The sequence below is a fragment of the Mesorhizobium sp. BR-1-1-10 genome (assembly GCF_020165595.1).
GTDB lineage: Bacteria > Pseudomonadota > Alphaproteobacteria > Rhizobiales > Rhizobiaceae > Mesorhizobium > Mesorhizobium australicum.
Window position 1 is genome coordinate 140047 of the sequence record NZ_JAIUIL010000002.1, and the last position, 12051, is coordinate 152097.

Sequence of the window (12051 nt, forward strand, 5' to 3'; positions counted from 1 at the left end):
GAGATGTCCCGGATCGACCCGGGACATCTCAAAGTCCGATTTCTCAACGCGATCCGAGGAATGTCGCCTTGCCCAACGGCACGCCATTGTGGCGCAGGATGTCGTAGGCGGTGGTCAGGTGGAAATAGAAATTGGGCATGGCCACATGCAGCAGATATTGCATGCCGCTCAGCGTCGTTTCCCGGCCCCCCAGCTTCAGTTCGATCATCCTGTCATCCGACCCGTCGATATCGGCTGCGGAAAAAGTCGCCAGGTAGGCGACCGTCTTGGCGAGCCTCGCTTCGAGATCGGCGAAGCTTGCTTCATTGTCCTCATATTTAGGCACTTCGCGGCCGGCCAGCCGTGAAGGCGCGCCCTTGGCATGGTCGGTTGCGATCTGCACCTGCCTGGCAAGTGCGAACATGTCGGGCGCCAGCCGCGCCGTCAAAAACACCTGCGGGTCGATCTTGCGGTCAAGCGCATTCTGTTCGGCTGCAGCCAGCACACTGGAAAGTGCTTTCAGCCTGGCTGAAAACACGGGCACGGATGCCTCATACATCGATATCGTCACGTCGGATCTCCTGTCCGGCAGGAACGCCGGCGGGAGGACGTAGCGCTCTCAGGCGCGATTCTTCAAGCGGCGGGCGCATGGCGTCACCACGTCGCCGCAATCGCCGTGGTAGAATCTTCGTTATCGAGCGGAGATTCCCGATGAGACGCGCCCTTTTCGCAGCGACTGCCCTTCTCTCCCTTGCCACGACAGGCCACGCGGCATTGGCCGCAGCCGATACGCCCGAAGCGCCTTACGTCGATGATCGGTCGAGCGCGGATGCGGTCGTGCGTTCACTCTACAGCGCCATCAACCGGCATGAATTCGCCCGCGCCTGGGGCTACTTCGGTGATACAAAGCCGGCAAAGGATTTCGACACGTTCGTCAAAGGCTATGACGGCACCGACAAGGTGGAGGTCAAGACCGGTCCGATTTCGGACGAGGGCGCGGCGGGCAGCATCTATTACAACGTCCCGGTCGCCATCCAGGCAACCGACAAGAAGGGCGAGGCGAAGGTTTTCGCCGGCTGCTATACGCTGCGCCAGGTCAACGCCCAGATCCAGGCGCCGCCGTTCCAGCCTATCTTCATCGACAAGGGAGCGCTGAAGCCCTCCACAGCCGACTTCGACGAGGCGTTGCCGCCAAGCTGCGGCGACGGCCCGCCGCCGCCGAAAAAGGACACCGCACTGGAACAGGCCAAGAAGGCCTTCCTGGCGACCTATGGCGACCAATGCGACAAGGACCGCCTGGCCAATGAGCCGGAGGTCTTTTCGATCAAATACAAGGACAGGAATGCTCAGCCGAACGATCCTGACAAGGAGACCCGGCTGTTCCACTTCTCCTGCTCGGCCGCCCCCTACAATGAAAGCTCGGTCTATTACATGACCGACGAGGTGGACGGTGTCAGGCAATTGCAGTTCGCCGAGCCGGAGACCGATATACGCTACGAGAACAACGACAGCGACGGCAAGCTGTTGAGTGTAACGGTGATCGGCTTCCGGACCACAGGGTGGGCGGTCAATTCCGACTATGACCAGAACGCTCACACCATCACCACGCTCAACAAATGGCGCGGCGTCGGCGATGCTTCGGATGCCGGGACATATCTGTTCCGCAACGGCGATTTCTCGCTGGTCCAGTATGACGTCGACGCGTCCTATGACGGCGAGGAGAACCCGCAGACGATCGTCGACTACAACACCGCGCCTTAGATCCTCTAGCGCATCAGGCTTATGGTGCCTTCGACAGCATCCAGTCGAGCGTGCCGCGCCAGTCTACCATGCGGATCGGCGTGCCGTGCGTGCCGGTCTCGAAGCGCACGAAGCGGGTCGGATAGTTTTTTGATTTGGCAAGGATGGAGCGGAAGAACGCTTCCTGGTTGGCCACGGGAAAGACCACGTCGTGGCTGCCCTGGCCGAAGAACACTGGCACGCGACGCTTGAAGGCGGGACTTGCAAGAAAGCCCTCGTCCCAGAGCGATCCGAGCAGCAGCAGTCCATTCACGCGGCCACCAGTATCCTTGCGTGCGGCAAGTTTCCAGCACAGCGCGCCGCCCATCGAGCCGCAGGCGACGAAGATTTTCGCGCCCGGAGACTGTTCGGCATAATGGTCGATCAGGGCCGCGACCAGTGCCGCGCCCTTGTCGCCGAAATCAGGGAAATCCGGAGAAATATAGAGCCCGCCATTGCCGGCCATCAGGTTCTTGAGCCGGTTGAAATTGCCGCCGAAGGTGAAGTCGTCGACGCCTTGCTTGCGGCTGCCGCCCTGCCCGTGCAGGTAAAGCACGATGATGGCGGCTCCTTGCGTCTTGCCGACGGCGACATGCCTGACATCGCCCGCGTCGGTCTTCAGCATCAGATCCTGCTGCACCTTGCGCACGCCGGTGTCGGTGTACTGGGCATGGACGCGCTTTTCCGGCACCTCGTCGCGCTGGTTGATGTCGCGCATCTCACGGTAGTCGAGGACCGTGTAGGCGCCGTTGCTGTCGGACGAGAGCGTCGCCGGATAGGCGAAGAGATCGTCCTTGAAAGGTTTCAGGGACAATGTGTCGGCACTGGCGGCCGAGGAAAACAAGAAAAGCATTGCCGTGACGAAAACGCGGCACGCGACGGTACGAATAGCCATACCGCAGGCATGCTAATGCCGCCTCCGTTTGTCAATCCTGCAGCACGCCGCCAGCGCCTTCCAGTGCCTCTCGGGTGTCGACATCAACGGACGCGCCCTCGCCGATCTCGACATCGATGACATCGAGCCCTTCGGCCTCGACCAGATGGCGAGCGCCGGTGTCGCCTTCGAGATGGGCGATTGCCGCGAATAACGAGCGCGGCAAAAGCACCGGGTTGCCGCGTTTGCCTTGGTGCGTGGCACGGACCACCGAGTTGCCGCCGGCCCTGCGGAAGGCATCGATAAGCCTGTCGAGGTCGTCGGATGCGACCCCCGGCATGTCTCCTAGGACGATCATCGCACCAGCGGCGTCTTCGGGCAGACAGGCAGTGCCGGCCTTAAGCGAGGTCGACAGGCCATCGGCAAAATCGGGATTGTCGGCGAAGGTGACGTCGAGGCCCGACAATGCCGCGCGCACCCGCTCGCGCTGATGACCGGTGACGACGATCGTGCCCGAAGCCTTCGAGGCGAGCGCGCGTTCGGCGGTGCGGCGCACCAGCGGCTGGCTGTCGAACAGCGCCATCAGCTTGTTCGGCCCGCCCATGCGGCTCGACCGGCCCGCCGCCAGAAGCACGATCCCGACCTTGAGCCGGCTTTTGGCCGGCAGCGGCTCGCGCGGCTGCGGCCGCGTCGGTATCTCCATCAGCAGGCCGCCGACGCCCATGCCGGCGATGTCGCGCGCGGTGACGTCCAGGCCCGCAATCAATCGGTCGAGCACCCAGTCGAAGCCGTTCTCCTTGGGGCTGCGGGCGCAGCCAGGCGCGCCGATGATGCGCTTGCCGCCGAGTGTGCCGAGCACCAGCAGATTGCCGGGATCGACCGGCATGCCCGCGCGGATAACGGTACCGCCCGCCCTCTCGATCGCCGCTGGAACGACGTCGGCGAAATCGCTCATGGCGGAAGCCCCGAAGATCACCACCATGTCGTTGTCGCGCGCAAGCGCGATGGCGGCCTCTGCGACAGGGGCGATCTCATGCGGCGTACGGCGCTCCGCCGTCAGCCTGCCGCCGGAGCGCGCCAGCCGGGCTTCGGTGACGCGCAGCGTCTTGTCGAGCACGGTTGGCTTGGTGCCCGGCAGCACCGTCTGGATGACGCCGACACGCATCGGCCGATAGGCGTTGACGGCAAAAATTTCGCCGCTGGTGCAGATTTCCGTCACGGCGGCCACCAACGAGGAAGAGACCGCGAAGGGGATGATCTTCACCGTCGCGACCATCTGGCCCTTTTCGACCGACGCGTGCTGGGCCAGCGTGGCGATGGTGATGGCAGGATCGACCGCATTGATCGCATCGATGACAGCGGCATTGACGGTGAAGATGCCAGCCGCCTTGGCGTGGAGATTGACCCGGCCGGTAGAGGCGGGCTTCGCCTCGATGCCGCCTAAGGTCATGCTTTCGGCAATTTTTTGCGCCGCGGCGTCCTCGCCGAGATCGTCCGGCGCCAGCACAGCCGCAACGACCTGCGAAACACCTGCCCCCTTGAGCGTGGAGACATCTTCGGCGCTCAGCCTGTGCGCCTTGCGAAATCGCTTTTCGCCGGCCGCGGTCGCATGCGCCAGCACCGCCCCTTCGGCCGCGTCGATCGGGATCGGACCGAATTTCACGCCGCCGCGCCCTTCGCATCGAGGCCGCGTGAGCGGAAGGCAAGAATGGTCTGCGCGAGAATGGCGACGGCGATCTCGGCGGGGCTTGCCGCCCCGATATCCAGCCCGATCGGCGCGTGGATACGCGCGATCTGGTCCGCACTCGCGCCCAGCGCCAACAGGCGCTCGACGCGCTTGGCATGCGTCTTTCGGCTGCCGAGCGCTCCGACATAGAAGCAGTTGGCGTCGAGTGCCGCCTTCAACGCGAAATCGTCGATCTTCGGGTCATGGGTGACGGCGGCGAGCCCGGTGTAAGCGTCGAGCGGCTGGCGTTCCAGCACGTCCTGCGGCCAGTCGTCATGCAAGGCGACATCGGGAAAGCGGTCCGATGTGGCAAAGGCGGTGCGCGGATCGATGATCTCCAAGGGATAGCCTGCGATCCGGGCCATCGGCGCGAGCGCCTGACTGATATGCACGGCGCCGATCACCACCAGACGCGGCCGCGGCAGATGCGCATTGAGGAAGAAGGTTCGCCCTTCCGCCTCGACGGACCCCGAATTGCCGGATCGAAACGCCTTGGCGATCGCCGCTCCGAGATCGCCGGCGACCTGATCGCCCTCCCGCACGATACGGTCGCGACCATCACCGAGATCGGTGACGAGGATCGCCGCGCGGCGGGCGCGCCGCTCGGCATTGAGCGTCTTCAGCGCATAAGGATCCATCGGAGGTCAGCCCAATCGCTCAACATAAACCTTGATGCGGCCGCCGCAGGACAGGCCGACTTGCCAGGCGGTCTCATCGGCAACACCGAACTCCAGCATCCTGGCTTTGCCGGAGCCGATGACGTCGACCGCCTCGGTCACGACAGCGCCTTCGACGCAACCGCCCGAAACAGAGCCGTGGAAATTGCCATCGGCATCGATGACAAGGTGGCTGCCGACCGGGCGCGGCGCCGAACCCCAGGTCTCGACCACGGTCGCGACAGCGACATCCTTGCCGTCCTTCATCCAGGCTTCCGCGATGATCAGCGGGTCGCGGGCCTCATCGAGATAAAGACTGTCACTCATCGTTGCTTCTCTCAGGGTCTGTTTTTCCAAAAGCAGGAAAATATATGGCTATGCGGCGCGCCTTGCGCCAGCATCCATCCACCGCCGTGGATCGACGGAAAGGACCGATTTCTTGTCCAGCGAGGTGCAGAGATCGGCGAGCGCGTCGAGATTGTGCACCGCGCGGAATTCGTCGACATGCGGCAGCATCGCCTTGACGCCGCGGGCGCGCGCCTGAAAACCATCGAAGCGCAACAACGGATTGAGCCAGATCAGCCGTCGGCAGGATTTGTGCAGCCGCTCCATCTCTTGCGCCAAACCCCCTATATCGTCGCGTTCCAGCCCGTCGGTGATCAGAAGCACCACCGCGCCCTGTCCCAGCACACGTCGCGACCATACAAGGTTGAACTCGGCTAGCGTATCGCCGATGCGCGTGCCACCCGACCAGTCCTTGACCGCCGCCGAGCAATCGGCAAGGGCGGCATCGGGATCGCGGTGGCGCATCTGCCGGGTCAGGTTGGTCAGCCGCGTGCCGAAGACGAAAGTGTGCACGCGCCGGCGCTTTTCCGACAGCGCATGCAGGAAATGCAGGAAGATGCGCGTGTATTGGCTCATCGAACCGGAAATATCGGCCAGCACCACCAGGGGCGGATGAACTTCGCGGACCGAGCGGAATTTCGGCAGGATCAATTCACCGCCGGTGCGCGCCGCCGAGCGCATCATGGCACGTGGATCGATGCGGCGGCCATGCGCATCGGCCTTGAAGCGTCTGGTCCGCACCATGTCGACAGGCAGCCGCAACGCCGCGATCGCCTTCCTGGCGTCAGCCATCTCGACTGCGTTCATCTGCGCGAAATCCTTGCCCCGCAACAGCTCGTTGCCGGAAAAGGTGAAGCGGGCGTCGACCTCGATCTCAGGGACTTCCTGAGGCGTCTGGTTTTTCCGATGACCCTCGAACATCGCCTGGCTGACGCGATTTTCAGCCGCGCGCGGTTTCTGCTTCTGCCTGACGTCAGGCGCCACCGGCGAAAACATCGCCAGCAGCTTCTCGATCAATTCGCGCGATTTCCAGAACAGTCGGAAAGCTTCGTCGAAGGTGGCATGATCCTCATGCCGCGAGACCAGAACGGCGTGCAGGGTCCAGTAAAAGTCATCACGCGAGCCGATGCCGGCGACGAGCACCGCCTCGATCGCGTCCTTGACCGAAGCGGGCCCGACCCGCATGCCGGCCTTGCGCAAGGTGCGGGCGAAATAGACGATGTTGTCTGCGATCCGGCCGTCCGCCGTCGCCTCTCCAGGGTCGGGTCGGGATGCCTTCACCACCCTACTCCGCCGCCGCGAGCTCGGCCTTGACCTCATCGAGGATGCGCCGGCCCTCGCCCGCGCCGATGCGGGCAATGTCGTCCTGGTATTTCAGCAGCACCCCGACCGTGTCGGACACCGTCTCCGGATCGAGCGCCACCTTGTCGAGTTCGGTCAGCGCGCCGGCCCAGTCGATGGTTTCGGCGACGCCCGGCACCTTGAACAGCTCGATCTGGCGCAGCTTCTGGATGAAGGACACCACTTCGGCCGAAAGCCGCTGGTTGGCCCGAGGCACCTTGCGGCGCACGATCTCCAGTTCGCGCTCGGCACTGGGATAGTCGACCCAGTGATAAAGGCAGCGCCGCTTCAGCGCATCGTGGATTTCGCGGGTGCGGTTGGTGGTGATGATGACGATCGGCGGCTCTTCCGCCTTGATCGTGCCGAGTTCAGGCACAGTCACCTGGAAGTCGGAGAGGATTTCGAGCAGGAAGGCTTCGAAGGCTTCATCGGTGCGGTCGAGTTCGTCGATCAGGAAAACCGGGGCTGCGCCCGTCTTGCCGGTCAGCGCATCGAGCACCGGCCGGCGGATCAGGTACTTTTCGGAGAAAACGTTACGCTCCATGGCGGAGCGGTCGACCTTGCCGGCGGCCTCCTCCATGCGGATTTCGATCATCTGCGCGGCGTAATTCCACTCATAAACGGCCGAGGAGACGTCGAGCCCCTCATAACACTGCAGGCGGATCAGCCGGCGGCCAAGCGCCTCGGCCAACACCTTGGCGATCTCGGTCTTGCCGACGCCGGCCTCGCCTTCGAGGAAAAGCGGCCGCCTCATGCGCAGAGACAGGAAAAGCACCGTTGCCAGCGACCGGTCCGCGACATAGTCCGCGCCGGTCAGGAGATCGAGCGTTTCGTCGATCGTCCGCGGCACGGGGCGCGGTTTCAAGTCGCTCATTCCTTCTCCGCGGGTGCGGCGGCCCCACTTTCCAGGACGTGGTAGCCGCGGGCGTGATAGATCAGCGGCCGCAAATTATCGCCCATACGCAGACCTGTCACCTTGCCAAAAAGCACACGATGGGTGGCCAGGTCCTTGGTGTCGATCAGTTCGCAGTCGAACACGGCTAGCGCGCCCTTCAGCGTCGGCGCGCCGGTGGAAATCACATCCCATTCGCCGAGCGCGAAGCGCTCTTCGACCGGCAGGCCAGTCATGCCGGAAAATCCAATCGACAGCGGCTCCTGGTGCGAAGCCAGCGTGTTCAGGGCAAATTTGCCGTTCTTCACGAACAGCTCATTCTTGGCATTTTCACGATTGAGGCAGACCAGGATGGTCGGCGGCGTATCCGACACAGAGCATGCCGCGATCACCGTCGTCCCCCGCTTTCCGGCGGGTCCGTCGGTGGTCACCACATGGACATGACCGGCAAAATGACTCATCGCGTCGCGATAGGCCTGCGGTCCAATATCGTTCTTCTTCAGCACTGGAAGATTCCATGGCCATTGTTCACCTGACATATATGGCCAGACATCACATGCCACAAGCGAAGTGCTTGGCCCATATCCCGAATTCGCGTGTTGCACCAAGGCCGGGCAGCCTTTAGGTCTTGGCGGGAATTTGACGCCTGCGCGACGTCGCGGGCTTGGAGGAATTCTTCGGCAGCATGCGATCCGGGGCAACCATAACCGCAGCGCTGGCCTGGCTGTTCATGGCCGGCGCCGCCAGCGCACAGACGCTCACGATTGGTGTCGCAGCACCCCTGTCGGGACCATCGGCCATCCTCGGCAGGCAGATCGAGGCTGGCGCCGGGCTCGCGGCAGAGGTGGACGGCATCCAACTCAAGACTGTTGATGACGCCTGCACCGGCGATGGCGGCGCCGCGGCGGCCAGGGAATTCGTGGCAGCCAAGGTCAATGTCGTGATCGGCTTCCTCTGCACGGAGGCGATCGAGGCGGCGATGCCTGTCCTTAAGGACGCCAATATTCCTGTCATCACCGTTGGTGTGCGAACCGAAAGCCTGACCGACCGCCGCGCCAAGACCGGCTGGCCGGTTTATCGCCTCGGCCCGCGCGGCGACGACGAGCGCAACGCCGTTGCCGCTAACCTCACCCGGCTATGGCGGAACGAGCTGTTCGCGATCATCGACGACGGCACCATCTATGGCCGTGAGATGGCGGAGACATTTCGTGCTGCTGCCGAGCAGGCGGCACTGAAACCGGTCTTCGTCGACACGTTCCGGCCGCAGCTCGACAACCAGATCGGCCTGGTGGGACGGCTGAAAAAGGCCGGCGCCACGCATGTCTTTGCCGGCGGCGACGGCGACGACATCGCCATCATGGGGCGCGATGCCGCCCAGCTCCAGACGGGCATCGTCTTTGCCGGCGGCGAAAACCTGCGCACGCCGCCCGGCGACGTGCCTTACGCGACCGGCACGCTGATGATCGCGCCACCCGAATGGGCCGATGTCGCGGATCCCAAAGTGCTGGAAAGCTTCTCCGCGCACAAGATCGTGCCGGACGGCTACGCCCTGCCGGCTTATGCTGCGGTCGAGATCGCCAAGGCCGCATCGTCGGACGCAGCAGGCTCCGGCGGGCCGCTGGCCGAGGCACTCACCGGGCGTGATTTCACCACGGCGATCGGACCGGTCCGCTTCGACGAGAAGGGCGACCTCAGCCAGAGCCTCTACCGTGTCTTCCGCTTCGACGGCACCCGCTTCGTGCCCTTGGAAAACAACTGATGTTCCGCACCGGTCCACGCAATCTCATCACCGATGTCATGGGCCTGCGCGTCGGCAATGCTTCCGACGCCAGGCTGAAGTCCGGCGTGACGACCGTCCTTTGCGACGAGCCGCCGGTCGCGGGAGTCCAGATTCTTGGCGGCGCGCCTGGCACCCGCGAGACGGATCTGCTGGAACCGCACAATTTGGTGGAGACGATCCATGCCGTGGTGCTGTCAGGCGGTTCGGCTTTCGGCCTCGATGCTGCCTCCGGCGTGCAGGCCGCATTGCGCGAACGCGGCATCGGCTTCGAGGTTGGCGGCTTCCGCGTACCGATCGTGCCGGCGGCGATCCTCTTCGATCTGCGCAATGGCGGCGACAAGGACTGGGGCCGCTATCCCCCCTATCGCGACCTCGGCTACGAGTCGGTGCAGACTGCCGCTGTCGATTTCCAATTTGGCACGGCGGGCGCCGGAACCGGTGCACTGACGTCGGGGCTGAAGGGTGGCCTGGGTTCCGCCTCGACACTGCTGGACAATGGGATCACCATCGGCGCGCTGGCCGCCGTCAACCCGACCGGCTCGGTGACCGTCGGCCGCACCCGCCATTTCTGGGCGGCACCCTTCGAAATCGGCGATGAATTCGGCGGGCTTGGTTATCCCTCGCCCATGCCCGAGGACGCGAAGCGGATTTTGCTGAAATACCGGGACAAGGATCACGGACGGCAGATGGACAGCGGCGGCAACACGACCATCGCGGTCATTGCCACGGACGCGGTTCTCACCAAGGCCGCCGCCAAACGCCTGGCGATTTCGGCGCATGACGGCTTCGTACGCGCCATCTGGCCGACCCATACGCCGGCCGACGGCGACCTGGTGTTCGCGCTGGCCACCGGCAAGAGCGGGGTCGAACTGACCGCCGACGCGGCAATCGACCTCTACGCCGCCGCCGGCGCCACTATGGCGCGCGCCATCAGCCGTGGCGTGTTTGCCGCGACGCCAGCCGACAACGACCTGTTTCCCGTCTGGTCGTCACGTCACTAGGCTGGCTAAAGCCGTCGATCAAACCGGATCGGATTTTTCTTCCTCGAACGTCACCGCGACATCGGAATTCGCGGACAGCCACACCTTCTTGCCATCGACCTCGGCAACCAGGGCCAGGGAAATATAGTGGTGATGGCCCTTGTGAGCCCCCTCGCCACTGTCGGCCTTGGTCAGCTTGATGCGCTGACCATCGACCTTGTCGACGGTGCCGATATGCACGCCGTCGGCGCCGACGACGTCCATGTGCTCACGAATTTTGCTGGTGTCGGTCATGTTAGCTTCTCCATTGGGGTGGGTTTCCCTTGGGACTGCCGACAATAACAAATGACGAGCGGTTTGGATGCATCGGCCTTGGTCCGCACGACGTTTTGGTCTCGTCGTGCTAGGGATTGAAGCGATCAGGCCGAAGGAGCGATGACAATGCGGACGCTTTTCCTGTTTGCCGTTTGCCTGGCCACGCAGTTCGCGGCGTCGATTGCCCAGGCCGGCGATGTCGCGGAGCTCGAAATCCTGGGCTTCACCCGGGATGGCGGCGTGTTCGCCTTCGAGGAGTACGGCATCCAGGACGGGTCGGGCTTTCCCTATGCCAACCGGTATTACATCGACACGAGCAACGACAGCTTTCTCAAGGGCACGCCGGTCAGGGTCCGGCTCGACGACGAGAAGGCAACGCTCGACGCTGCCCGCCTTCAGGCCCGGCAAAAGGGCGAGGCCATTGTCAGCCAGGCCGAGCTGAGTGCCAACCGCGGCATCACCGCCGGCTCCAACCCGGTGACCGAGCTTTCGGCCGATCCACATCGCATAGTGGTCAATCCGCGACCGATCTTTTCCCCTGTCGACCAGCCGCTCGAGTTCCGGCTCGACGAGATCGGCATGAATGACACCGAAAGTTGCGCCAGCCAGGGCGAGATCAATGGCTTCCGGCTGCTGCGTATCGAGGCGCGGGATGGCGGCACCACCAAATTGCTGCACGAGGACAAAGCGATCCCCAAGAGCCGGGGCTGCCCGAACGGCTACCGCATCGGCGCGGTGCAGACGTTCTCGATGGACAGCCTCAGCGCTTATGCGGTGCTGATCGCGGTGCGCCAGTATGGCTTCGAAGGGCCGGACTTTCGCTGGATCGCCGTGACCGGCCGCCTGTGACAGAGCTTGTCCAACCCGTCAGGCGCAATCGCGCCCTGCACCACCTTCGCGGCGCCATGCCGACACTGCGTGCAGCGCTTCTCGGTGCGCTGCTGTGGGCCGCCGCCATGGGCGCCAGCGCACTCGTCAACCTGTTGCTGGACAATTGGGTGACGCCGGGCAAGATCCGCACCGTGTCCCTGCTGTTTGCCGTCGGCGGCGCCCTGGCCTTTCCGGTTGGCCTGTTTGCCGCACGGCTGGTTTCGCTCGGAAGGGGCCGGGAGGTCGCCTTCGCGGCGATATTCGTAGGGCTTGCTGCCGCAACGATCGGCCTCACCGCCCTGCTGTATGCCCTGCAATACCGCTCCTATTATGCCGAATGGCATGCGCCCGTATTCACCCTCACATGGGGCTTTCAGCTCGCCTTCACGATGGCGGTGGCGTCCTACCAGTTCGTGGTGCTGGGCATCCGGCTCTATTTCCCGCTTGGTTTCGTCGCCTTGTTCGCCGTCAGCCTCTGGTTTGCACGGCAGCAGCGTTGAGCATTTGGTCCGCC

General features: G+C 63.9%; 14 protein-coding genes. 5 read left to right on the forward strand and 9 right to left on the reverse strand.

Annotation, left to right across the window (positions count from 1 at the left end):
- Positions 1 to 43 precede the first annotated feature (43 nt).
- On the reverse strand, positions 44 to 550 hold the full coding sequence (locus LB555_RS03585) for a DUF1993 family protein (RefSeq protein ID WP_015318115.1): 507 nt from the start codon (positions 548 to 550) through the stop codon (positions 44 to 46).
- A 140-nt stretch (positions 551 to 690) separates the two neighbouring features.
- On the opposite strand from LB555_RS03585, the gene LB555_RS03590 reads away from it, so the two are divergent.
- Positions 691 to 1740, forward strand: coding sequence for a DUF1176 domain-containing protein (locus LB555_RS03590; protein WP_224682295.1), 1050 nt, complete (start codon positions 691 to 693; stop codon positions 1738 to 1740).
- A 19-nt stretch (positions 1741 to 1759) separates the two neighbouring features.
- On the opposite strand, the gene LB555_RS03595 is transcribed toward LB555_RS03590, so the two are convergent.
- The 7 genes from LB555_RS03595 to LB555_RS03625 form a co-directional block, all read right to left on the reverse strand.
- Positions 1760 to 2611, reverse strand: coding sequence for an alpha/beta hydrolase family protein (locus LB555_RS03595; RefSeq protein WP_411970754.1), 852 nt, complete (start codon positions 2609 to 2611; stop codon positions 1760 to 1762).
- 73 nt (positions 2612 to 2684) lie between these two features.
- Positions 2685 to 4295, reverse strand: coding sequence for an NTP transferase domain-containing protein (locus LB555_RS03600; RefSeq protein ID WP_224682297.1), 1611 nt, complete (start codon positions 4293 to 4295; stop codon positions 2685 to 2687).
- Positions 4292 to 4996, reverse strand: coding sequence for an XdhC family protein (locus tag LB555_RS03605; RefSeq protein ID WP_224682298.1), 705 nt, complete (start codon positions 4994 to 4996; stop codon positions 4292 to 4294). The genes LB555_RS03600 and LB555_RS03605 overlap by 4 nt, the downstream gene beginning before the upstream one ends.
- A gap of 6 nt (positions 4997 to 5002) precedes the next feature.
- Positions 5003 to 5341: an XdhC family protein gene (locus LB555_RS03610; RefSeq protein WP_015318120.1), complete on the reverse strand. Its 339-nt coding sequence runs from the start codon at positions 5339 to 5341 to the stop codon at positions 5003 to 5005.
- A gap of 48 nt (positions 5342 to 5389) precedes the next feature.
- Positions 5390 to 6679 carry a vWA domain-containing protein gene (locus tag LB555_RS03615; RefSeq protein ID WP_411970749.1) on the reverse strand — a complete coding sequence of 430 codons (1290 nt, stop codon included), beginning with the start codon at positions 6677 to 6679 and terminating at the stop codon, positions 5390 to 5392.
- On the reverse strand, positions 6645 to 7574 hold the full coding sequence (locus LB555_RS03620) for an AAA family ATPase (RefSeq protein ID WP_140720631.1): 930 nt from the start codon (positions 7572 to 7574) through the stop codon (positions 6645 to 6647). The genes LB555_RS03615 and LB555_RS03620 overlap by 35 nt, the downstream gene beginning before the upstream one ends.
- Positions 7571 to 8098: a flavin reductase gene (locus tag LB555_RS03625; protein WP_015318123.1), complete on the reverse strand. Its 528-nt coding sequence runs from the start codon at positions 8096 to 8098 to the stop codon at positions 7571 to 7573. Before LB555_RS03625 ends, LB555_RS03620 begins: the two co-directional genes overlap by 4 nt.
- Positions 8099 to 8277: 179 nt before the next feature.
- On the opposite strand from LB555_RS03625, the gene LB555_RS03630 reads away from it, so the two are divergent.
- Together LB555_RS03630 and LB555_RS03635 are read left to right on the forward strand one after the other, a co-directional pair.
- The gene (locus tag LB555_RS03630) at positions 8278 to 9351 is read left to right on the forward strand and encodes a branched-chain amino acid ABC transporter substrate-binding protein (protein ID WP_224682300.1); all 1074 of its coding nucleotides are present in this window, start codon (positions 8278 to 8280) and stop codon (positions 9349 to 9351) included.
- Positions 9351 to 10373, forward strand: coding sequence for a P1 family peptidase (locus LB555_RS03635; RefSeq protein WP_015318125.1), 1023 nt, complete (start codon positions 9351 to 9353; stop codon positions 10371 to 10373). Before LB555_RS03630 ends, LB555_RS03635 begins: the two co-directional genes overlap by 1 nt.
- Before the next feature lie 18 nt (positions 10374 to 10391).
- Here the strand turns inward: LB555_RS03635 and LB555_RS03640 are convergent, their stop codons facing one another.
- On the reverse strand, positions 10392 to 10646 hold the full coding sequence (locus LB555_RS03640; RefSeq protein ID WP_015318126.1) for a DUF2171 domain-containing protein: 255 nt from the start codon (positions 10644 to 10646) through the stop codon (positions 10392 to 10394).
- A 147-nt stretch (positions 10647 to 10793) separates the two neighbouring features.
- On the opposite strand from LB555_RS03640, the gene LB555_RS03645 reads away from it, so the two are divergent.
- Positions 10794 to 11516, forward strand: a complete 723-nt coding sequence (locus LB555_RS03645) for a DUF2259 domain-containing protein (protein ID WP_015318127.1) — start codon at positions 10794 to 10796, stop codon at positions 11514 to 11516.
- Between the two features lie 56 nt (positions 11517 to 11572).
- Entirely contained in the window at positions 11573 to 12037 is a 465-nt protein-coding gene (locus LB555_RS03650) for a hypothetical protein (protein WP_015318128.1), read from the forward strand.
- Positions 12038 to 12051: the final 14 nt, after the last annotated feature.